General features: G+C 50.8%; 20 protein-coding genes. 4 read left to right on the top strand and 16 right to left on the bottom strand.

Annotated elements, in window-relative coordinates; translation table 11 throughout:
- Window positions 1–87: 87 nt before the first annotated feature.
- The gene (locus DY231_RS16200; protein WP_115629939.1) at window positions 88–1,209 is read right to left on the bottom strand and encodes a ribosomal protein uL16 3-hydroxylase; all 1,122 of its coding nucleotides are present in this window, start codon (window positions 1,207–1,209) and stop codon (window positions 88–90) included.
- Between the two features lie 140 nt (window positions 1,210–1,349).
- Here DY231_RS16200 and dinG point away from each other — a divergent pair, with 140 nt between their 5' ends.
- Both dinG and ybiB read left to right on the top strand, forming a co-directional pair.
- The gene (gene dinG / locus DY231_RS16195) at window positions 1,350–3,509 is read left to right on the top strand and encodes an ATP-dependent DNA helicase DinG (protein WP_115631868.1); all 2,160 of its coding nucleotides are present in this window, start codon (window positions 1,350–1,352) and stop codon (window positions 3,507–3,509) included.
- 14 nt (window positions 3,510–3,523) lie between these two features.
- Window positions 3,524–4,492 carry a DNA-binding protein YbiB gene (gene ybiB, locus DY231_RS16190; RefSeq protein WP_115629936.1) on the top strand — a complete coding sequence of 323 codons (969 nt, stop codon included), beginning with the start codon at window positions 3,524–3,526 and terminating at the stop codon, window positions 4,490–4,492.
- A 127-nt stretch (window positions 4,493–4,619) separates the two neighbouring features.
- On the opposite strand, the gene ybiJ is transcribed toward ybiB, so the two are convergent.
- Entirely contained in the window at window positions 4,620–4,880 is a 261-nt protein-coding gene (ybiJ, locus tag DY231_RS16185) for a DUF1471 family protein YbiJ (RefSeq protein WP_034494209.1), read from the bottom strand.
- Between the two features lie 360 nt (window positions 4,881–5,240).
- On the opposite strand from ybiJ, the gene DY231_RS16180 reads away from it, so the two are divergent.
- Window positions 5,241–6,062, top strand: a complete 822-nt coding sequence (locus tag DY231_RS16180; protein WP_115629935.1) for a helix-turn-helix domain-containing protein — start codon at window positions 5,241–5,243, stop codon at window positions 6,060–6,062.
- On the opposite strand, the gene DY231_RS16175 is transcribed toward DY231_RS16180, so the two are convergent.
- From DY231_RS16175 to DY231_RS16135, 9 genes are all read right to left on the bottom strand, one after another.
- The gene (locus DY231_RS16175) at window positions 6,059–6,364 is read right to left on the bottom strand and encodes a PTS sugar transporter subunit IIB (protein WP_115629933.1); all 306 of its coding nucleotides are present in this window, start codon (window positions 6,362–6,364) and stop codon (window positions 6,059–6,061) included. The two genes, DY231_RS16180 and DY231_RS16175, sit on opposite strands and share 4 nt — an antisense overlap.
- Window positions 6,339–7,808 (bottom strand): leucyl aminopeptidase, encoded by a 1,470-nt coding sequence (locus tag DY231_RS16170; RefSeq protein WP_115629931.1) that lies wholly within the window; start codon window positions 7,806–7,808, stop codon window positions 6,339–6,341. Before DY231_RS16170 ends, DY231_RS16175 begins: the two co-directional genes overlap by 26 nt.
- Window positions 7,805–8,773, bottom strand: coding sequence for a glycosylasparaginase (locus DY231_RS16165; protein WP_115629929.1), 969 nt, complete (start codon window positions 8,771–8,773; stop codon window positions 7,805–7,807). Before DY231_RS16165 ends, DY231_RS16170 begins: the two co-directional genes overlap by 4 nt.
- Window positions 8,774–8,781: 8 nt before the next feature.
- Complete coding sequence (gene celB, locus DY231_RS16160; protein WP_115629927.1) at window positions 8,782–10,089, bottom strand: PTS cellobiose transporter subunit IIC; 1,308 nt, start codon at window positions 10,087–10,089, stop codon at window positions 8,782–8,784.
- A gap of 175 nt (window positions 10,090–10,264) precedes the next feature.
- Window positions 10,265–11,566, bottom strand: a complete 1,302-nt coding sequence (locus DY231_RS16155) for a TRAP transporter large permease (RefSeq protein WP_115629925.1) — start codon at window positions 11,564–11,566, stop codon at window positions 10,265–10,267.
- Window positions 11,566–12,063 (bottom strand): TRAP transporter small permease, encoded by a 498-nt coding sequence (locus tag DY231_RS16150; protein ID WP_115629923.1) that lies wholly within the window; start codon window positions 12,061–12,063, stop codon window positions 11,566–11,568. The genes DY231_RS16155 and DY231_RS16150 overlap by 1 nt, the downstream gene beginning before the upstream one ends.
- Window positions 12,064–12,144: 81 nt before the next feature.
- Window positions 12,145–13,131 (bottom strand): TRAP transporter substrate-binding protein, encoded by a 987-nt coding sequence (locus DY231_RS16145; protein WP_115629921.1) that lies wholly within the window; start codon window positions 13,129–13,131, stop codon window positions 12,145–12,147.
- Between the two features lie 365 nt (window positions 13,132–13,496).
- Window positions 13,497–13,757 (bottom strand): DUF1471 family periplasmic protein McbA, encoded by a 261-nt coding sequence (gene mcbA / locus DY231_RS16140; RefSeq protein WP_115629919.1) that lies wholly within the window; start codon window positions 13,755–13,757, stop codon window positions 13,497–13,499.
- A gap of 179 nt (window positions 13,758–13,936) precedes the next feature.
- The gene (locus DY231_RS16135) at window positions 13,937–14,563 is read right to left on the bottom strand and encodes a flavin reductase family protein (protein WP_115629917.1); all 627 of its coding nucleotides are present in this window, start codon (window positions 14,561–14,563) and stop codon (window positions 13,937–13,939) included.
- Window positions 14,564–14,655: 92 nt separating this feature from the next.
- Between DY231_RS16135 and rlmF the strand changes: the two genes are divergently transcribed.
- The gene (rlmF, locus tag DY231_RS16130) at window positions 14,656–15,597 is read left to right on the top strand and encodes a 23S rRNA (adenine(1618)-N(6))-methyltransferase RlmF (protein ID WP_115629915.1); all 942 of its coding nucleotides are present in this window, start codon (window positions 14,656–14,658) and stop codon (window positions 15,595–15,597) included.
- Here rlmF and ybiO read toward each other — a convergent pair whose 3' ends face one another.
- The 5 genes from ybiO to dps all read right to left on the bottom strand — a co-directional run bounded on the left by ybiO (window position 15,598) and on the right by dps (window position 21,217).
- Window positions 15,598–17,850, bottom strand: a complete 2,253-nt coding sequence (gene ybiO, locus DY231_RS16125; RefSeq protein WP_115629913.1) for a mechanosensitive channel protein — start codon at window positions 17,848–17,850, stop codon at window positions 15,598–15,600.
- 143 nt (window positions 17,851–17,993) lie between these two features.
- A complete protein-coding gene (gene glnQ, locus DY231_RS16120; RefSeq protein ID WP_034494230.1) occupies window positions 17,994–18,716 on the bottom strand; it encodes a glutamine ABC transporter ATP-binding protein GlnQ in 723 nt (240 codons plus the stop codon).
- Window positions 18,713–19,372, bottom strand: a complete 660-nt coding sequence (gene glnP / locus DY231_RS16115; RefSeq protein WP_034494231.1) for a glutamine ABC transporter permease GlnP — start codon at window positions 19,370–19,372, stop codon at window positions 18,713–18,715. The genes glnQ and glnP overlap by 4 nt, the downstream gene beginning before the upstream one ends.
- A gap of 211 nt (window positions 19,373–19,583) precedes the next feature.
- Entirely contained in the window at window positions 19,584–20,330 is a 747-nt protein-coding gene (glnH, locus tag DY231_RS16105; RefSeq protein ID WP_115629911.1) for a glutamine ABC transporter substrate-binding protein GlnH, read from the bottom strand.
- A gap of 383 nt (window positions 20,331–20,713) precedes the next feature.
- The gene (dps, locus tag DY231_RS16100; protein WP_115629909.1) at window positions 20,714–21,217 is read right to left on the bottom strand and encodes a DNA starvation/stationary phase protection protein Dps; all 504 of its coding nucleotides are present in this window, start codon (window positions 21,215–21,217) and stop codon (window positions 20,714–20,716) included.
- Between the last annotated feature and the right edge of the window lie 141 nt (window positions 21,218–21,358).

The following is a 21,358-nucleotide window of genomic DNA, read 5'->3' as shown; positions in this document are numbered from 1 at the left end:
CCCCACAGTTTGCCCGGGAAGCCCCCGTATAACTGTAGTCAGTCGCATAGACTCTGTGTAATTTTTAGTTACCGATGTAACAAAAAATTAATCGTCGAAGTACCAGTAGCCCTGATTAACCAGTTCGGTCAATACGTTAACAAACTCGGGGTTTTGCAGCGCATCGCCCAATTCGTTTTGGCTTACCGTGGTGTAACGGCACAATGCATCAGCCGCCTCTTCAACCGGGGCTTCCATAGGTTCGCTATTGACGAAGAACTGACCATCAACATTGAGAACACGTAAACCACTTAAGCGCGTCAGACATTCGCCGCCGAGCAAAGCGTCGACGATTTCGTCTTGCTGGTATGGCGGTTCAGCCGGTGCGACATCGAGTTCGTGACGCGGAGTGGTGACGAAACGGCCAAACCACTGTTTGAAATCTTCAGGCTGGCTGATGACTTCCATCATCATGTCGCGCAGACGATTAAGCTCATAGCTTTCAACTTTGCCAGGATGCTCGCGAACGGTGAGATCAGGATCGCTGTAGTGCTCGCCACCTAAATCGTTTTCCAGTGCGTAATCCGCAAAGCTGCTGATCAAATCGCGGCCATTTGGCCCACGGAAACCGACGGAATAGTTAAGCGCCGTTTCATGCGTGAAGCCATCGTGTGGGAAACCAGGTGGAATATACAGGATGTCGCCAGGTTCCAGATCTTCATCAATAATCGGTTCAAACGGATCAACGTGCAGCAAGGCGGGATGCGGGCAGAACTGGCGCATTGGCAGTTTGTCGCCCACACGCCAGCGACGGCTGCCCATCCCCTGAATGATAAACACATCGTATTGGTCGATATGCGGACCCACACCGCCACCCGGCACCGAGAAGGAGATCATCAGGTCGTCTAAACGCCAGTCTGGTAATACGCGGAACGGGCGCACCAGCTCAGCAGACGGCGCATGCCAATGGTTTACGGCTTGAGCCAGTAGTGACCAACCGGTATCACCTAAATTGTCAAAATGCTCAAATGGCCCGTTAGCGGCTTGCCATTGGCCATTGGTATGGCTAACCAGGCGGCTGTCCACTTCTGCTTCCATAGCAAGACCGGCTAATTCGTCCGGGGTAATCGGATCGACAAAATCAGGAAACGCATTTTTTAAAACGACTGGCTTTTTCTGCCAGTATTTCGCCATAAACTCAGGCCAGTCTAAATTGAGTTGATAATCCATTTTTTGATACCAGTGGGAAGATAAACGGGCTCGATTATAGAGAGGAACCACCCCTGGCCACTTTGTCATGCGTCAAGCCTTGCTGTAAGACTGCAAAAAGTGGGAGAATAGTGGTTGTTTATACAGTGAAAGTGGTTTCCATGGCCTTGTCCTCCGCGCAAAAAGAGCAAATCGCCGCCTGGTATAAGGCGCTACAACAGCAGATCCCGGACTTTATTCCGCGCCCACCGCAACGGCAGATGATTGCTGAAGTGGCGAAAACACTGGCGGGTGAAGCGGGGCGTCATCTGGCGATTGAAGCACCGACTGGCGTGGGGAAAACCCTTTCTTATCTGATTCCGGGCATTGCGATTGCCCGCGGCGAACAAAAAACGCTGGTGGTCAGTACCGCTAACGTCGCGTTGCAGGATCAAATATTTAGCAAGGATTTACCCTTGCTACGCAAAATTATCCCTGACTTAAAATTCACCGCCGCCTTTGGGCGCGGGCGTTATGTATGCCCGCGTAATCTTGCTGCGCTGGCGACGGACAACCTGGCGCAGGGCGATTTGTTGGCGTTTCTCGAAGATGAAATGGCTCCGACCAGCAAAGACGAACAACAGCGCTGCGGCAAGCTGAAAACCGATCTTGATGCTTACAAGTGGGACGGGCTGCGTGACCATGCATCACAAAATATTGAAGATGATTTATGGCGGCGTCTGAGCACCGACAAAGCCAGTTGCCTGGGGCGAAATTGCCATTGGTATCGCGAATGCCCGTTCTTTGTGGCGCGGCGTGAAATAGACGATGCCGAGGTGGTGGTCGCAAATCATGCGCTGGTCATGGCGGCAATGGAAAGCGATGCCGTGCTACCGGAAGCTAAAAACCTGTTGCTGATTCTGGACGAAGGCCATCATTTGCCCGACGTCGCCCGCGATGCGCTGGAAATGAGTGCGGAAGTGACGCCCGGTTATAGTCGTTTGCAGTTCGATCTCTTCACCAAACTGGTGGAAACCTGCATGGCGCAGTTCCGCCCGAAAAGCCCGCCGCCGCTGACTTCCCCGGAACGTCTGACCAATCATTGCGATGAAATTTACGAACTCTTAAGCTCGTTTAGCAGCATTGTGTCGTTATGGCTGGCGGGGGAACAAGAAGCCGAACATCGCTTTGAAATGGGCGTTCTTCCTGAAGAACTGATGGTGATTTGCAAACGGCTGGCGAAACTGATGGAAGGGTTGCGCAGCCTGTCAGAAGCGTTACTCAACGATTTGGGCGAAAAAACCGGTAGCCACGATATCGTGCGTTTGCACCGCGCGTTGCTGCATATGAACCGCGCCCTGGGTTATTTCGAGACGCAGAGCAAACTGTGGCGGCTATCAGCGATGGAACAGGCTTCTGGGGCGCCGGTGTCGAAATGGGTGACGCGTGATATCCGTGAAGGCCAGCCGCATCTGTTCTTCCATTGCGTCGGCATTCGCGTTAGCGATCAGCTTGAAAAACTGGTGTGGCGCAATGTGCCGCATGTCATCGTCACTTCCGCCACGTTGCGTTCATTAAATAAATTCGACCGTCTGAAAGAGATGAGCGGGTTAGACGAACATGCGGGCGACCGATTTGTCGCACTGGACTCGCCGTTTAACCATGTCGAGCAAGGCAAACTGGTCATCCCACAGTTAACCGTCGAACCAACGATGGAAAACGAAGCCCAGCATCTGGCTGAAATGGCAGCGTTTTTCCGCGCTGAACTGGCGAAAGGTGAACATAAAGGCATGCTGGTGCTATTTGCCAGCAACCGTGCGATGCAGGTGTTTTTAACCCATGTCACCGACTTGCGTCTGACGTTATTAGTGCAAGGCGATCAGCCACGTTATCGGCTGGTGGAGATGCACCGCAAGCGCGTCGAACAGGGCGAAACCAGCGTGCTGGTTGGCCTGCAATCTTTTGCAGAAGGCCTCGATTTAAAAGGCGATTTACTCAGCCAGGTGCATATCCACAAAATTGCTTTCCCACCGATTGATAGCCCGGTTGTGCTTACCGAGGGCGAGTGGCTAAAAACCCTGAAACGCTATCCTTTTGAAGTACAGAGTTTACCGAGTGCTTCGTTTAATCTTATTCAGCAGGTTGGGCGCTTGATTCGTAGCCACGGTTGTTACGGCGAAGTGGTGATTTATGACCGCCGCCTGTTGACCAAAAATTATGGGCAGCGTTTACTGGGTGCATTGCCGGTGTTTCCGATAAGTCAGCCTGAAGCGCCATCAGCTAAACCGATTGATACCAAACCTAAAAAAACGGTGCGGCGCAAACGTGTGAGCAAGAAATAGAAAGGAGAGTCTGAATGGATTACCGTAAAATAATCAAAGAAATAGGGCGCGGTAAAAACCATGCCCGCTCCCTGGATTTTGATACCGCTCGTGGCTTATATGCCCATATGCTCAGAGGCGAAGTACCTGAACTTGAACTCGGTGGCGTGTTGATTGCGTTGCGCATCAAAGGCGAAGGCGAGGATGAAATGCTCGGCTTCTATGACGCGATGAAGCACCATGTCATCCCCCTGACGCCTCCGGTCAACAAGCCGATGCCGATTGTGATCCCTTCTTATAACGGCGCGCGTAAACAAGCCAACCTCACGCCATTATTAGCGATGTTACTCAACCGCCTCGGTTTTCCGGTGGTGGTGCATGGCGTCAGCCACGATCCCACTCGGGTATTAACCGAAACCATTTTTACGCTGATGGGCATTGAACCCACGCTTCATGCGGGCCAGGCGCAAGCTAAACTGGACTCGCATCATCCGGTCTATATCCCGATCGGTGCGCTTTGCCCGCCGATGGAAGATCAGCTCGCCATGCGCTGGCGAATGGGGGTGCGTAATAGTGCGCATACGCTCGCCAAACTGGCGACACCGTTTGAAGAAAATGCCGCACTTCGTCTAGCCAGCGTTTCCCATCCTGAATATGTCCCGAAAGTGGCGAAGTTCTTTGCTGATATTGGCGGGCGTGGTCTGTTGATGCACGGAACAGAAGGGGAAGTTTATGCGAACCCACAACGCTGCCCGCAGATTACGCTTATTGATAGTTTAGGATCACGTGTTGTGAGCGAACGTCAGACAGATATCAACGAAGATGAAATCGTGTTGCCAGCGGGTAAAGATCCCGACGTGACCGCCCGTTGGATTGAGCGCTGTGTGGCGGGTGTTGAACCTATTCCGCAATCATTGAAAATACAAATGGCATGCTGTCTGGTGGCGACGGGTGAAGTGGCGACGTTTGAAGACGGTTTAGTTCGCATTAATCAGACATTCTGAATAGCTGAATGCAAAGCAAAAAAAAGCCCGCGGTAAATGGCCGCGGGCAACAAGGGTAATAACAGGGTCAAGCAGGGTGGAGCATCGCTCCAAAAATGAGGGTGTATCTCAGGGCAATACCGCAGGGTTATTTATAGATAACCGCAGTACCGCTCATTTTGCCGTTGGTGTTAGCAGAAGTAATTGAGTACGCTTTTGCGCCTGCTTGTTCTGCTTTAGAAGCCAGTTGCGCTTCCAGGCCATCCAGAGTCGTTGCGTTATCAGCCGAAACCACACCGATTTTATTCATGTTCTGTGCTTCAGATGGGCTGATAGATTGTGCAGCGAATGCGCCGAAAGAAAGAGTGGTCAGGGCGATGGCGGCTACAGCATATTTGATGGTTTTCATAGTATATTTCTCGCAGGTTATTCTGTTTAAGGTGACGTTGTTCCGTCGATGTGATTATGGTCACACTTTTAGGCAGAAGAATAAATCGAATAGAATTGACGGCCTTGTTCAAATTTTTTGAATTTAAGTTAAATCATTGAAATAAGTGATGATTAGCACGCGAATCATCATTGTTGATTGTGTGATCCAGATCTCGCTTCGCTTTCCGCATTTTTTGCTACTTTTTTTCATAAGATAGAACTGGTCTGGCCTGCAATCGCTTGCGCACTCTTTTTACGATTATGTGTGGATTTGCTCTTTCCGCTGAGTCACTTACTTTTATAATGAAGACCTTACTTAACTCATGACTCAAGAGGTTCGATGGAGATCAAGCTGCACTCCAACGCCACCACCACGCCGCGAACCCGCAAATATATTCAAAGCTCTGACAAAACCGACGGTGAACTGGCGGAGGAGTTGAATATTTCTGTGGATACCGTCAGGCGCTGGCGTAAGCGAGATGACTGTTATGACAAATCTCATCGGCCTAATACCATTCATCGTGCGTTGAGCCATGAGCAGGAGGCGATGCTGGTCTTTCTGCGCGTGCGTTTGTCACTTTCCCTGGATGAGCTTGTGGAAGCCGCGCAATTGCTGGTCCAGCAGGGTATTTCGCGCGCCAGTGTCAGCAGAACATTGCAAAACTGGCAGCAATCCCGGCTCGCTAAACCTGATTTAAAGCAGCCGGTCGGACATTTGCGCCTTGATGTGTTTTCGCTTCCTGAAAGCATTAGCCATAAACACGGCTCGTTGCTGGCATTTAGCTGTCCGGTTTCAGGTTTTTTGGCCGTGGCGCTTCGCGAGCGGGGTGAACAGCAATCGCTTGATGCTCTGGTCGGTTTTTTGCAGCAGGGTTTGCTATTGAAAGTGCGGTCATTAACGGCCTGTTCTACCACGCTGACTCAACAACTGGCGCAACAACTTGGGGTTCCCTTGCATGAAGCCGAGCCAGAAGCCTGGCAGGAAAGAGCCGCAGAGGGTGAGTGGACGCAAACGCTGGAACAGTTACTTAACGGTGAGCGTTACGATAAGCGCCTGGGTTTTGGCGCGGTTTTGCTGGAGTTTGAAGAATTGCTGAACAAGCGAATTATCCGCAGCCGACTCAAGAATCTGACCCCGGCTGCGTGGCTCAAGAATATTTAGTCGATCAGGCTCAACGCGTGGTCGAGGATCTTCTCTCCGTTTACCATGCCGTAATCCATCATATTTATGGTTTCAACACGCTTATTAAGCGGCGCGGCAATCTGTTTGCAGTCTGCGAGCTTATAGGCGATTTGCGGGCCAAGCAGTGCGCAGTCAAAAGCAGTAATCGCGTTTTTAAAATCGCTCATTCCTTTCGCCTGAATCTCGACTTCAAGCTGGCGTTTCACCGCCGCTTCCTGCATACGTTTGACGACCAGACTGGTCGACATGCCTAAATCACATACCAGTAGAATCTTTTTCATTTGTCTTTCCTTTGCAGATGTCGAGTAAGAATTGCGTCAGTAACAGAGCAGGGCGGCCGCTGGCCTGGGTGAATTTACCCCGGCTCAACGCGGTGCCGCTCACATCTAAATGCGCCCACGGCGACTGGTGGCAAAACTTACTCAAGAATTGGGCGGCGGATACCGCGATGGCCGCGTTATTGGGCGGTGTATTCGTGAGGTCGGCAATATGGCTTTTGACTTGCGAATCAAAGCTTTCGTCGAGCGGCAGCGGCCAGATTCGGTCCTGGGTTAAATCGGCTGCCTGCTGCAATTGGCGGCTAAGGGGGGAATCATTACTCATCAACCCGGAGATGTCATACCCCAGGGCTTTGACTACCGCTCCGGTCAGGGTGGCGACATCAATTAACGCTGCCGGATTAAAGCGCGTGGCGGCGTAACTCAGCGCATCCGCCAAAACCAGGCGACCTTCGGCATCGGTATTTATAATTTCGACGCTATGACCGGCGTGCGATTTCACGACATCACCCGGCAGCATGGCGTTAACGCCAGGCATGTTTTCGGCCAGCGCCATCACAGCGACAACATTAAGCGGAAGTTGCAGCGTTTTGACGATTTCCATCAGCCCGAACACCACGGCAGCACCACACATATCGTATTTCATGGTGCGCATTCCTTCGCCTTCTTTCAGCCACATCCCGCCGGTATCGAAGGTAATGCCTTTGCCGACAAACGCGTAATACGGTGCGTTTTCAGCGCCACCTTGCCAGCGTAGCGTCACCAGCCGGGGCGGGTTGTCGCTGCCTTTTCCTGTGGCATCAAGACAACCTAAACCCTGCTCGCGAATGGCGTTTTCATCAAGGATTTCACAGTGCGTTTGCGGATGCTCGCGCGCCCAGCTTTCAGCTTGTTGGGCCACATCATGCGGGCGGCAGTCATTTGCTGGAGTGTCGGCCAGTTTGCGCGAAAGCAGCATCCCTTGAGCCACTGCCTGCGCTTGCGCAGCCAGGTCTGACGATTGCGGATTGTGTTCTGCCACCAGCAATAGCAGTTGCCCGTGACTTTGCGCTTGCTGGGCGCGATATCCCAACTGCGGCAACTGATAGAAACGGTTCATCACTGCCACCAGGAGGGTGCGCAGGCGTGCAAAAACGACACGGTTTGCCAGGTCAAAACCTGAGATATCGACGGCGACAGGGTGTGAAAGCGGGCCTGGCAAAACGCTATTCAGATATTCTGTTAACTGGCGCAACGCTTCAGGACGCTCAATGTCGGCCGAAGATAAAAGGGTTAGTTGCAGGCATTTGCTGCTTAAACCGAAAGTGGTGGTTTGCGATTCACTGGAAAGCGCCATTTCATCCAGCAGCGGGCGCAGTGTTTGCGGCCACGCGTTGGCGTGAGCTTTCCACAGTATTAAATGCGCATCTGCCGGGCATTGCGTAAGGGTGGTTAACTGGCATTTCATACGATCACCTCGGCGGTAATACGTTCGATATAGGCATCAAGCCACGCCTGGTCTGCCGGGCGAATCAGGGTGTGTTTTCCTTCGCGGGTGGTCAAAAATACCGCTGGCGTTTGCGCTGCCGTGGCGACTGAAAACGAGAAGTTATCAATGGTCGTGGCTGCACCGTATTCACCGCGGTTATTCATACACACCACCGACAAATCACCGGCGCGACCATAGCGGGCAATCAATTGGCTTTCGAGGTCGTAAACCGCTGATTCAGCCGCCTGTTGTGGTGACATTCCGCGCCCCATGCGGCTGACGATTTCGTAGCTGATGCATCCTTTCATCAAGTCTTCGCCAAGGCCGGTGGCGGTGGCGGCACCAATCTGGCTGTCGGCATAAAAACCGGAACCCGATACCGGCGAGTCGCCCACGCGCCCAGGGCGCTTCATAAACAAGCCGCTGGTGGAGGTGGCGACGCACATCTGTTGATTCTGATCGAGGGTGATCACGCCAACGGTATCGTGCCCGGTGTACGGGCTAAGGCCGCGATCCAACGTTTCACGTTTACGCTTGAGATAATGCTGATGGGCGCGATCGGTCAGCATGTTTTTGCGCTCAAAACCTTGCGCGAGCGCCCAGGTTTGTGCGCCTTCGCCGACCATAAAACTGTTGAAGCGCTCGCGGCTTAAGGCTTGCGCCACCAGAATCGGGTTAGCGATATCGCGAATACTGGCAACCGCGCCTATGGCGAGCGTTGAACCGTCCATAAACGCAGCGTCCAGTTCAACCACACCTTGTTCGTTAGGCAAGCCGCCGTAACCAACTGATTTATAAAATGGATAATCTTCTACACAGGTGACTGCGCGAACCGCAGCACCACTGGCGTCGTTGTTCCTTTGCAATAACTGCGCGGCTTCACTGACCCCTTCCCAGGCCATACGCCAGGTCGCTATCACGCCCCAGTTTTTCGATAACGTCATGTTTTTACTTACTCCGTGGCGGGTTTAGTGGTGGCTGAAATTTCCGGGGTTTCATTCGCCCGGTATTGCTTGTCCACGACTTTAAGGAACGGCAGGTAGATGATGGCGCCAATCAACAGATTGATAAGCTGAATTACAGCGCCGCTGAGATGCCCGGTAACGATAAACCCGCTTAATACTGGCGGCAGCGTCCACGGGATATAGACCCCAGTGGTGGTGGCGACCCAACCTATCGACATGGTGATGTATTGCACCGTCACCAGCACCAGCGGGACCAGGTTGAATGGGATAAGCATTATTGGGTTCATGATGACCGGCAGGCCAAACAGCACCGGCTCGTTAATGTTGAAGATGGAAGAACCTGCAGCCAGACGCGAAACGTTCTTAATATGCTGGCTGCGGGCAAACAGCAGCATAGCAATCACCAGAGACAAGGTGGCTCCCGCGCCGCCCATCCAAATCATGTCGTAGAACTGTTCGGTGACAACATGCGGAGGCAGCAATCCTGCCTGTGTTGCGGTCAGGTTCTCCATTTGGTTTTCCATCCAGAATGGACGCAGGATGCCGTTGACCATCGAGCCTGAGTTAATCCCGACCGACCACAGGCTGGTAATGCTAAAGCACGTAAACAACGCGCCAACATAGGAAGTCCCGAAGTGGCGAATTGGCGTAGCCAGCACTTCGTAAACAAACTGGTGAATAGTGTGGTAATCCGTGCGGGCGAACAGCACGCGAATCGCGAGCGCAATCACCAGAATCAGCAGTGATGGAATCAAAGCCGCGAAGGATTTTTGTACCGCAGGTGGCACGCCATCCGGCATACGGATCACCCAGTTGCGGCTTAGCATCCAGGCAAATAATTCAGTGCTGGCAATCGCACCGAGCATCGCGACAAACAACCCCTTTGAACCCAACCACTCCATCGGAATAAGGTTGCCAATTTCCTGGGTTTTAGCGAAGGGGGTGAGAATCAGGAAGCAGGAGAGAGACAAAATCCCGGCGGACATTTTGTCGATGTCATAACGCTCTGCAAGACGATAAGCGACCAGGAAACTAATGAACACCGCCATGGTCGAGAAGATGGCATTAAACGGGATTTCGATAGTTGCAGACCAACCTTCACCAAAAATCGACGCCATAAACTGTTGATAGGCAGTGCTTGGGAAAGAGGAGATAACCAGCAGAATTGAACCGACAATAATAAAAGGCATAAACGAGATATACGCATCGCGAATGGCCCCGAGGTGGCGTTGTTGCGCCATTCTTCCGGCAAGGGGCATCAGCTTTGCTTCTATTGCGGCCATCAGGTTTTTCATTGTTACCGCTCCGTAAGTAATCACAAGAGACAATTCTTGTGCTGCATACAGTAGACATTGTTAGCGGCGAATAAAGTGAGTTAATTCACAGATGGTTAATAAAAGTATCAAGTGATTGCTTATAATAAATCAACAAGTAAAAAGCGACCCGAAAGTCGCTTTCAGAAGGCAGGAATTACATCAGTCCCAACAGCCGAGGAATAAACAGGGAAATCTCAGGAATGTAGGTAATCATCATCAGTGAGACAAACAGCGCGGCATAGAAGGGCAGCAACGGTTTGATCAGATTCTGAATTTTAACGCCCGTGATGGAACAGCCGACAAACAGTGCGCTGCCAACCGGAGGAGTCAGCAAGCCGACGCACAAGTTAGCGACCATCATGATGCCGAAGTGAACCGGATCCATCCCCAAATCTTGCGCAATAGGCAGGAAGATTGGCGTAAAGATAAGCACCGCTGGCGTCATATCCATAAAGATGCCGACAATGAGCAGCACGATGTTGATAAGCAACAGAATCACCAGCGGGTTATCCGAGACACCCATCAGCGCATCGCTAATCATGTAGGGAATATCCGCGTTGGTCATGGCCCAGGACATGCCAACTGAGAAGCCAATGAGCAGCAGAACAATCGAGGTTGTCACCACCGAATCAAGGATGAGCTTTGGTAAATCACGCCATTTCACTTCGCGATAGATAAGCACCGAAAGGACGAAGGTGTAAACCACCGCGATGGCTGAGGCTTCCGTTGCGGTGAATACGCCGCCCAGAATCCCGCCCATGACGATAATCACCAGTAACAGGCTTGGCAACGCGTCGAGGAACGCTTTTGCTGCTTGAGCGCAGGTTGGACGTGCGGAAACCGGATAGCCGCGGCGCCGGGAGATAATCCAGCACACCAGCATGATTGACAGGCCCATTAAGATGCCCGGCAAGTAACCGGCCATAAATAACGATGCCACCGATACGCCACCCGCCGTCAGCGAGAACACAATCAGCACGTTAGAAGGTGGAATCAGCAACCCTGTAATGCACGATGAAACGTTGACCGCCGTTGAAAACGCCGGGTCATAGCCTTCTTTGTTTTGAATCGGGGAAAGTGTTCCCCCTACGGCTGCGGCAGCGGCAACAGCCGAACCGGAGATGGAGCCAAACATCATATTCGCCAGCACGTTGACATGGCCAAGAGAACCGGGAATACGGCCAACCATAATTTGTGCAAGATTAATTAAGCGGATGGCTATTCCGCCGCTGTTCATCAGTGTTCCGGCAAAAATAAAGAACGGGATCGCCAGTAGCGCAAAGTTATCCAGGCCATTGGCGAGACGCTGCGAAACAGTGATAACCGCCACGTCCCATGGGAACATCAGCAACATAGAGGAAACGGTGGCAATCCCAATCGCAAACGAAATAGGCACCCCGATAAACACCAGAACGAAGAACGCACCAAATAAGGTGAGGGCGATATAAGTTTCCATTATTTCCCTTCCTTGCTGACCAGAGTGTGAGCGTCGGTCAGGATAAAATAGAGCGAGTAAAACATCATAATTGCCCCGCTTAATGGCAGCACAATGTAGACATAACCCATCGGGATTTGTAACGCCGCTGAGAGCTGCGAGGTGGCTAATGTTTTTTCAATCAGCTTCAGGCCGCCGTTGACAATAACCGTGGATGAAAACAGTAATATCAGCGCGTTAATCACGATGTTAAGCAGCGGTTTTTTATTATCTGGCAGCATCATCGAGAGGAAATCGATGGAAAGGTGGCGTTGTGCGCCAACGGTATAAGATGCGCCCAGCAGACCCACCCAGATCATCAGAAAACGTGCCAGTTCATCGGTGAGAGTACTGGGTTGGTTGAGGACGTAGCGGCTGAAAACCTGCCACACCACGCAGACAACCAGAGCGACCATCACCAGTACAGAAAAAGTGGCAATAGTCCGGTCTACCGCAAGCTTTATGGGCTTAAGTATCATGTTTGCATACCTGGAAATAATATTGATGACACGCGTTTTAGCTGGTCGGGTAAGCGTCACCCGACCAACAAAACCTTAAAATCACTCGGCAGCGGCTTCGAATTTAGCCAGCAGTGCGGCTTGTTTTGGATCTTTGGCGAAGTCGTCATACAGCGGTTTTACTGCGGCGCGGAATGGGGCTTTATCTACGCTGAGGATAGTCGCGCCCATGGCTTTAGCCTGAGCACGTGAATCAGCATCGACTTTCTCCCAAAGCTTTTGTTGATACGCTTCGGAGTTTTTCGCCGCTTTCATCAGGATTTGCTGCTGTTCAGGTGATAGCTTCTGCCAGGTTTTCGTGGAGATAACGAGGAAGTCAGGAATGGAAGTATGTTCATCTTCCGAGAAAACTTTAGCGATTTCGATATGACGAGTCTGAACCCATGACGGCACGTTATTTTCTGCACCATCAACCACGCCTTGTTGCATCGCGGTATACACTTCACCGAATGAAATAGGGGTAGGTGAGCCGCCCATTAATTCAACCATTTTTAATGTTGTAGGGCTTGCCTGGACACGAATTTTAAGACCTTTTAAATCTTCTGGTTTGGTAATCGGTTTTTTAGCATAGAAACTACGGGTGCCGGCAACATAGGCGGAAATACCAAAGAACCCTTTATCTTTCGTTGATTCCATAATTTCTTTGCCGACTTCACCAAACACCACGCGATTAAAATGCTGCTGGTCTTTAAATAAATACGGCAAATTATAGATAGCGTAAGTATTGTCAAAAGATTCCAAATCACTGGCCGAACCTTTCGTCATATCCAGCGCACCATTTTGCAAAAGCTCCAGTGTTTCGCGCGCGCTGCCCATTTGGCTGCTAGGGTAAATGCGAATACGCATATTACCGTCTGAAAGTTGTTGTACCTCTTTGGCCAATTCTTCAAATGCCAGATGCACAACATGGCTGCGCTCCAGATTATGCGCCAGTTTTAGGGTGATTTTATCTGCCGCATTTGCGCCAGTGGCACATAAAGTCATTAGCGAGGCACAGAGTAATTGGCGAGGTAGAGTTAAAAATTTCATAAATAATGCTCCCTGCATAAAATATTAAGTGAGGATGAGAGATTTCTATTGCTGTATGACAGCTTATTGTATTTGTCCGATAACCAGGGTGTGTCGAGGTCACACTTTTAATTTAATGGGATTGGTTTAGATCTTTTTTGTGCCCTTGCTCACCTTTCCGGGTTTATTAATAAATGCAATTTTTGTTGCGAGAGTGATTAATTTTCGGATTAAAGCGATGAATACAAGGAAATGCCGATGTTTTAATGCGGAATTAGTATGGTTGTTTATTAATGTGTTAATTAACACTTAAACTTAACAATAAAATAACGGTCTCCTGGTATGGAAACCGTTATTAGTGGAACCCCTCCGGGGATTTCTTGAGACTATTTATAAATAGTCGCGGTGCCGAACATACGTTCATTTCCGCTAGCCGAGTTAACAACAAAACCTTTTGCCCCTTCTTCTTTCGCTTTCTCTCCAAGTTTGGCCTGTAGATCATCAAGGCTTGAAGCACCCGTGACAGAAACGGTTCCTGCCGGACGTAGCTGACCTGTGTTCATATCACTCATTTCTTGGGCTGCCATGGTAGCAAACGGTAATGCCGCAAGGGTGACAACCGCAGAAAAATACAGCAATTTTTTCATAATCACATCCTCATCGCTTTTAGGGGGTCGATTAAAAAAACATCAACACTGAAAGTGTAGGTCTAATGTGATAATTAAAGGACGCAAAAAATTGATGAACTCATGCTCATTTTTTGAACGACATTACTTGACGAAATGCTTACAAATCAGTCAGATACAGGTGCATGATTTTTCTGGTTTTATCGTGCATCCGGGCGAGTCAGATCGAAGCGGTGCGCTTCATCAATGGTGTAATAAGCTGACGGGCCACCCGCGCGCAGCACAGGTTTCGCCAGCGCAGTCTGATAAATGCCGTCTATCAGCAAGGCTTCATCAATATGCACCGCGACAACTTCGCCCAGTACCAGCCAGCTATCAATCGCTGTACCGTCGGCACTCGTTAACTGAATGCATTGCGACAAACGACATTCAAAGTTAACCGGGCTTTCTGCGACCCGACTGGCTTTAACTTTTTGACCAGGAACGGCAGTTAATCCGGCGCGGGTAAATTCATCTTCACCGTGTGGAATGGACGCTGAGGTTTCATTCATCTGCTCCGCCAGTTCGCGAGTCGCCAGGTTCCAGACGAACTCTTTGGTGTCGAGAATATTTTGCACGCTGTCTTTCCAGCCGCTGCTGGCAAAACCAATAATCGGTGGGCGATAATTAAAACAGTTAAAGAAGCTATACGGGGCCAGATTACGGTTCCCGTGGCTGTCATACGAAGCAATCCAGCCGATAGGGCGAGGGCCGACGATCGCGTTAAGGGGATCATGTGGTAAACCGTGGCCATCGGCAGGTTCATAGTAATAGCGTTTCGCGGACATAAAACCTCTGCTTGCGTGATGAAATTGACGTGGCGTGTTTACGCCGCTGGCTTCACAGAGTATCTTACGCGCCCACACAAGGAGAAGCCGCAATGAAAACCTCTGCCACCACCAAACCGGGTCTGCACCCACGCAACCGCCATCGTAACCGTTATGATTTTCCGGCACTTGAACAAAGTAGCCCGGCGCTGAGCGCATTTTTACGCCCAGGCCCACACGGCGAAACGACTGTTGATTTTGCCGACCCACAGGCGGTGAAAGCATTGAACCAGGCGCTGCTGGCACATTTCTACGGTGTGAAACATTGGGATATTCCAGAAGGTTTTCTTTGCCCGCCAGTTCCGGGTCGCGCTGATTATATTCACCATTTGGCCGATTTGCTGGCGGAAGGGAATGGTGGCGTTGTGCCTTCTCAGGCTTCTGTGTTGGATGTGGGCATGGGCGCGAACTGCATTTATCCGCTTATCGGGCAGCATGAATACGGCTGGCGTTTTACCGGGACGGATGTTGACCCGGAAGCGATGCGCAGTGCGACCGCAATTATTGACGCTAATCCGGGGCTTTCGCGCCTGATTCGTGTGCGCCGCCAAAAAAATCCTGCGGCTATCTTGCCGGGCGTGATTCATAAGAATGAAATGTTCGATGCCACGTTGTGCAACCCTCCTTTCCATGACTCGGCGCAGGCGGCACGCAGCGGCAGCGAGCGTAAACGCGTTAACCTCGGCCAGTCTAAAGACGGCGCACTGAATTTTGGTGGTCGTGAGCAAGAGTTGTGGTGCGAAGGTGGCGAGGTCGCTTTTGTTAGCCAGATGGCGAAAGAGAGCAAAGAATTTGGCCGCCAGGTGCAGTGGTTCACGTCATTGGTCTCCCGAGGCGAAAACCTGCCGTTGATTTATCGCGCATTGCAGGAAGCGGGCGTGGAGAAAGTGGTGAAGAAAGAGATGGCCCAGGGGCAGAAACAGAGTCGTTTCATTGCCTGGACCTTTATGAACGACGCACAGCGCGTTCGTTGGGCCGCTACGCGTTATAAATAGTCACACCGTAGGATTTGCTGGTGGCAGCATTCCCGCTGCCGCCTGCGCATCCTGTAGCGCCTGAGTGGCATCGGCACCCGGTTGCATCACTTGCACTGTTTGCACTGGCGGGCGAATGCCTGCCGCATCAAAGTGCTTTTTCACCATCCCATCTAATGCAAATCGCACCGACCACTGCTTCAGCGGCTGGGTTGTGAATGACACACGCACCGTAAATGCCTGATTAGTCAGCCCGACAATCCCGGCAAACGACGGTTCGCCAATCACCAGTTTGCGAATATCTTCCTGCTCCATCAGTTCATGCACCGCTTCTTTCAGAATACGGTTGGCTTTGTCGACATCCTCCTGTCGGTCTACGTCATAGTTGGCAACAAACGAACCAATGCCGCGCACAAAGTTGGCGAACGTGGTGATCGATGACCACGGAATGATGTGATACGCCCCGGTGTCCTGGCGCACACCAACCGAACGAATCGACATGCGCTCAACGCTGCCGGTAATCGGCCCGATAGTGACTAAATCTCCGGTGTTCATCCCATTTTCAAACTGAATAAACACCCCGGTAATAATATCCTTCACCAGCGTTTGTGCCCCGAAACTGATGGCTAGCCCCAGAGCGCCAGCCCCGGCGAGTAGCGGCGCGATATTCACCCCAATTTCTGACAATAAAATCATAATGGTTATGGTGCTGATAACGACCGCCAGCGCGTTACGGAACAAGGTGAGCAGCGTGCGGGTACGTGCGCTGGGCATCGGGCGACCATGAATATCAGACGCCAGGCGGTTTTCAATCAGGCTTGCCAGCAGCGTCCAGCCAACGGCTGAGAACAGCAAAATCAGCACAATGCGGATGAGAATGTCGATAGTTTTCTCACCGGCACCGTTGGTGAGCCATGCCCACATATCAAACAGTCCCCAGGCATTGAGCAGCATCATCACGGCAACGCAAACCGTCAGAATACGCGCCAGTTTCAACAGCGCTGAAATCCAGCCATTCAGCCGTTTTTGCAGTTCCGGGTAATTGCGCTGAACCTGTGGTGAAAGAGAGATGGTTTTCGCCAGCCAGCGTGACAGCATTCCTGAGATAAACGCCGCAATACTGATAATCGCCAGGCTATGCAGAGAAGCCGCCATCATCCATTTAAGGCTGTTACCAGGATCGAATAGCGAGAAGAAGAACAACACCACAAAGTAAGCGCTCGCCAGCCAGTGCCAGACCAGCGCGAAGGCGCGAATAAACAGGCTGAAAAACGCCATCGAGCGGTCAGCCAGTTGAATCAGGCTTTGTTGAATATGGCGTTTATTGGTGAATATCAGATACAACGCCCAAAGCATGATGCACAGCATAATCAAAACATTGGTTATCGCGCCGACCTGCACGTTGACCTGGTTGGAGATAATCGGTACGGCGACCAAAATGCCGTAGCCAATCAGGCTGCTCAAACCGGCAAGGCGAATGTTCCAGTATCGTGCATTTTGGTCACTGACCGGGAAGGGACGTAAATCGGGGAAACGCGGGCAGAATATTAATCGCAATATCGCTTTGAAGAATTCTATTAACGCAAAGGCATTCAGGAACAGCCCCTGCTGGCGGGCGATGGTGCGACTGCCTGCGTTCATCATGTCGCTAAATATTTGTCCAACGAAAATCGTTAATGCCAGGAGCAGCAAGTCGATGATAAATGCGCCAATGATCATCAGCGGCAGATGGAACCAGCTCGAGCGGTCGCGGTTCTTTTTGCGCCCCCATTTACCCATGCGCGTCCAGACCGGCGTCATACAGGTGCGAATCAGCAAGTAGAAAGCGAAAACGCTGACGGCGAGCATCGTAAAATGCGTGAGCGCGTTATAGAAAGTCTGTGAATTAAACGACTTATGCGGAGCACCGGTAATATTGCGGTGCAGTTGAGCAAAGCGCTGCGCTAATTCACCGCCGTAATGGCGACTGACATCGGTGACATTTTCGAGCACCGTTTTGTCTTCGCTCAGTTGCTCAGGTGGCACAATGGCGGGAACCGGCTCTGGCGGTGGCGTGGCGGCTACTTTGCGTAGTTGTTCAATTAACTCATTGCGCGATTGCGAGTTATCCAGCACATCGGCCAGCGCGGAATAGGCTTTCTTTTTTTCTTCAAGATTAGGTTCGGCGGGTGGGGCGGTAGTGCTCTGTTGAGAGGAAGCCGCAGCCGCAGCAGGGGGGCTGACAGCCTGAGTTTGAAAGCTAAACATGCACAGCAGGAGCAAGAGTAGCGGCACGGCGTTCCTCCAATCTGAAAAGTCAGACAAAGGAATAAGTATAGAGGGGAGGGTTTTGCGGTCGGAAAAACAGGAATTATCTGGAGCGACGTCCCTCACCCCGGCCCTCTCCTGGGGGAGAGGATTAGGGTGAGGGTGAAAACTCAGGAAACGTGCTGCAAGAATTCCTGTAAACGCTGGCTTGGCGGGTTCTCAATCAACTCTAGCGGGTTGCCATCTTCAGCAATGCGGCCCTTATCAATAAAGATCAGGCGCGATGCGACTTTGGCAGCAAAACCCACTTCGTGAGTCACGATAACCATCGTCATGCCTTCTTCGGCCAGATCCTGCATAACCTTCAGAACTTCATGGCGCAGTTCCGGGTCAAGTGCAGACGTTGGCTCATCGAACAGCATCATTTTCGGCTTAACCGCCAGCGCACGGGCAATGGCCACACGCTGTTGCTGACCGCCGGAAAGCTCTGAAGGATAGTGATGCGCACGCTCGGCGAGGCCCACTTTTGCCAGCAGTTCTTTAGCCAGTTTATCGGCCGCGTCTTTTTTCAAACCACGGACACGAATCGGGCCAAAGGCGACGTTTTCCAGCGCAGTCAGGTGCGGGAACAGATAAAACTGTTGGAACACCATGCCTGCTTCCTGACGAATCAGGCGCTCATCAACTTTCGGATCGTTTACTTTCAGACCATCAACGAACAGGTCGCCGCTGGTGATATCTTCAAGTTTGTTAATGCAGCGCAGCAGCGTGGATTTACCCGAACCTGACGGCCCGATAATAACGACGACTTCACCTTGTTTAATATCGAGATCGATATTGTGCAGCACCTGGGTTTTGCCAAAGTGCTTAGAAACATTTTTAAATTCAATCACAGGATTTTCATCCTTCTTTCAAGGCGACGCAGCACGAAGCTCAGCACCAAAGTAATAATCAGATAGAAGACCGCAACGGCGCTCCAGATCTCCAGCGCACGGAAGTTTCCGGCAATAATTTCTTGCCCCTGACGGGTCAATTCAGCCACACCGATAACGATGAACAGCGATGTATCTTTGATACTGATAATCCACTGGTTGCCCAATGGCGGCAGCATACGACGCAGCGCCAGCGGCATAATCACGTGGCGAATAGTTTCACGCTTAGACAAGCCCAATGCCAAGCCTGCTTCCTGAAAACCTTTATGAATCGACAGCACCGCACCACGGGTAATTTCCGCAATGTACGCGCCGGAGTTGATCATAATCGTCACGACGGCGGCGCTGAACGGGTCGATGCGCAGGTCGTTAAAGGCCATTGGCAGGGCAAAGTAAATAAACATGACCTGCACCACAATTGGCGTACCGCGAATCACTTCAATGAATACTAATGCGATGTGGTTGGCAATCCAGCCGCCATAAGTACGGGCGAAGCCTGCGACCAGACCAATTATCAGACCGCCGCAAAGCCCGAGGACCGAAATCCACAAGGTCATTTTGGCGCCTTCAATTAAAAGCGGGATTGCAGGCCAAATGGCACTCCAGTCGAACTCCATGATTATTTCCTATTGTTAACCCTTCATACTTCAAGCTGCCTCTTTGTTGGCTGCAATCACTCACCCGAATCACTTACTTATGTAAGCTCATCGGGACTCGCTCTTTTGCCGCCGCGATGTAACTCGAATTATTTGGGTTGTTATACCGTGGTTCAAAAATAGCAGGGGCGAAAGTCGCCCCTGAGGTCTTACTTAAATCATTTTAGAATTATTATTTTGGCTCAGTGCCGAACCATTTTTTGTAGATTTCGTTGTACTTGCCGTTCTCTTTAAGGGTTTTCAGCGCGCCGTTAACTTTAGTGCGCAGGTCGTCGCTGCCTTTAGGGAAGGCGATACCATACTGCTGTGCTTCCAGAGAATCGCCCACGGCTTTGAATTTGCCCTGGCCCGCAGTCTTGATGAAGTACAGGATGTTTGGTGTGTCGTGCAAAACGGCATCAGCACGGTTGGTGCCCAGTTCCATGTAGGCGTTGTCGATATTCGGGAACTGACGCAGGTCTTTAGTTTTGATATTCGCTTTCGCGTAATCAACAGAACCGGTGCCGCCCTTAACAGCAACAACTTTACCATCAAGGTCTTTCACGCTTTTTACGCTGTCGTTGTCGGCTTTAACCATCACCAACAGGCCGCTTTTGTAGTAGCCATCAGAGAATTCGATCGCTTTTTTACGTTCTTCGGTGATGGTGATACCCGCCAGCGCGAGGTCAATGTTTTTGGTTTGCAGCGCAGGAATGATGCCGCTGAAATCCATAGGCTTAAGGGTGTAATCCAGTTTTAATTCTTTTGCTACGGCATCCCACAAATCGATATCAAAGCCGACGTATTTATCGCCTTGTTTAAACTCGAAAGGAACAAATGCGGTGTCGGTCGCAACGACCAGTTTCTTATCAGCGGCGTGGGAAGAAACCGCAAAAGCCAGAGTGAGTGCAGCCAGTGAAACTTTCAAAATCGACTTCATAGCATTTCCTTGTTTATCCATGGGGCAATCCCCTGCATCAGTAAGCCGCAGCATGGAAGAATCGTGCCAGATCTACAACATACTGTTTTGCAAGGATGTGAATTTGTAACATTGCACAAAAATGGTTGCAAGCCAGTTGCAACGCACTGTTGTGGTGCCCAATTTTGGTGCGAGATTGCGTGAGCAAGAACGATGTTTAGTTTTACCGCAGTTTAAGGTGGTAAAACAATCATCCGTTAACGATTGTGTGAAGTGATTATTACAAATGAGTAACTTATGCGGCAGGGATAAACAATTAGGTGCGCTAAAATGGTGCAGGCATCCTCCCGAAAACGGGAGGATGAGATAACAATTTAATCCCCAGACAGGGATTTAAATGGCCATTAATCGATATTTGATTCGATAAACCACAGGAATTTATCCAGATCGCGTGAAGCGGCAGTCAGGATGTCTGCGGTATCTTCATCTTTAGCTTCGCTGATAGCCTTACGCACATCGTTTGCCACAATCGCGTAACGATCGGCCAACTCTTTCAGGTGATCCTGAACGCTGTGGATATCCAGCGGATAGCTTTTTAATGGCGTTTTGCTGTTAATGACCTGGGTGGTACCGAGAGCCACGCCTCCGAGTTGAACGGCGCGTTCTGCCATGGTGTCAAGATGGTCGGTAAGAGCTGTGCGGAACCCGTCCAGCATTTCATGAACGGCAATAAAGTTTGCACCACGCATGTTCCAGTGCGCTTGCTTGGTAATCAACGACAAATCAATGAACTGAATAACCTGGCGATTAAGCAGCTCAACGGTGGCTTTCTTTTCGCTGTCTGCAACATCATTACGGGTATGCAGTAAGGTAGTAGATTTGGTTTTTACCAGTTTAGCGGTAGTCATAATCTTTCGTCCTCTTGATGTTATGTCCAATGAATTACCGGAAATAAGTATAGCACCGGTTTTAATTCTTGTTGGAGCAGGTAATACCTATCAGATTAATAGCAGAGGCCGGATGGATTCTAGTAACTCATTGTTAGTAAA

Origin of the sequence: Buttiauxella agrestis, assembly GCF_900446255.1 — a bacterium.
GTDB classification, from domain to species: Bacteria; Pseudomonadota; Gammaproteobacteria; order Enterobacterales; family Enterobacteriaceae; genus Buttiauxella; species Buttiauxella agrestis.
The sequence above is the reverse complement of the archived record's forward strand: the minus strand, read 5'-3'. Positions and strand labels throughout refer to the sequence as shown.

Coding starts and splice junctions, on each gene's coding strand:
- DY231_RS16200 (WP_115629939.1), bottom strand. CDS start 1,209: ATGGATTATCAACTCAATTTAGACTGGCCTGAGTTTATGGCGAAATAC.
- dinG (WP_115631868.1), top strand. CDS start 1,350: ATGGCCTTGTCCTCCGCGCAAAAAGAGCAAATCGCCGCCTGGTATAAG.
- ybiB (WP_115629936.1), top strand. CDS start 3,524: ATGGATTACCGTAAAATAATCAAAGAAATAGGGCGCGGTAAAAACCAT.
- ybiJ (WP_034494209.1), bottom strand. CDS start 4,880: ATGAAAACCATCAAATATGCTGTAGCCGCCATCGCCCTGACCACTCTT.
- DY231_RS16180 (WP_115629935.1), top strand. CDS start 5,241: ATGGAGATCAAGCTGCACTCCAACGCCACCACCACGCCGCGAACCCGC.
- DY231_RS16175 (WP_115629933.1), bottom strand. CDS start 6,364: ATGAAAAAGATTCTACTGGTATGTGATTTAGGCATGTCGACCAGTCTG.
- DY231_RS16170 (WP_115629931.1), bottom strand. CDS start 7,808: ATGAAATGCCAGTTAACCACCCTTACGCAATGCCCGGCAGATGCGCAT.
- DY231_RS16165 (WP_115629929.1), bottom strand. CDS start 8,773: ATGACGTTATCGAAAAACTGGGGCGTGATAGCGACCTGGCGTATGGCC.
- celB (WP_115629927.1), bottom strand. CDS start 10,089: ATGAAAAACCTGATGGCCGCAATAGAAGCAAAGCTGATGCCCCTTGCC.
- DY231_RS16155 (WP_115629925.1), bottom strand. CDS start 11,566: ATGGAAACTTATATCGCCCTCACCTTATTTGGTGCGTTCTTCGTTCTG.
- DY231_RS16150 (WP_115629923.1), bottom strand. CDS start 12,063: ATGATACTTAAGCCCATAAAGCTTGCGGTAGACCGGACTATTGCCACT.
- DY231_RS16145 (WP_115629921.1), bottom strand. CDS start 13,131: ATGAAATTTTTAACTCTACCTCGCCAATTACTCTGTGCCTCGCTAATG.
- mcbA (WP_115629919.1), bottom strand. CDS start 13,757: ATGAAAAAATTGCTGTATTTTTCTGCGGTTGTCACCCTTGCGGCATTA.
- DY231_RS16135 (WP_115629917.1), bottom strand. CDS start 14,563: ATGTCCGCGAAACGCTATTACTATGAACCTGCCGATGGCCACGGTTTA.
- rlmF (WP_115629915.1), top strand. CDS start 14,656: ATGAAAACCTCTGCCACCACCAAACCGGGTCTGCACCCACGCAACCGC.
- glnP (WP_034494231.1), bottom strand. CDS start 19,372: ATGGAGTTCGACTGGAGTGCCATTTGGCCTGCAATCCCGCTTTTAATT.
- glnH (WP_115629911.1), bottom strand. CDS start 20,330: ATGAAGTCGATTTTGAAAGTTTCACTGGCTGCACTCACTCTGGCTTTT.
- dps (WP_115629909.1), bottom strand. CDS start 21,217: ATGACTACCGCTAAACTGGTAAAAACCAAATCTACTACCTTACTGCAT.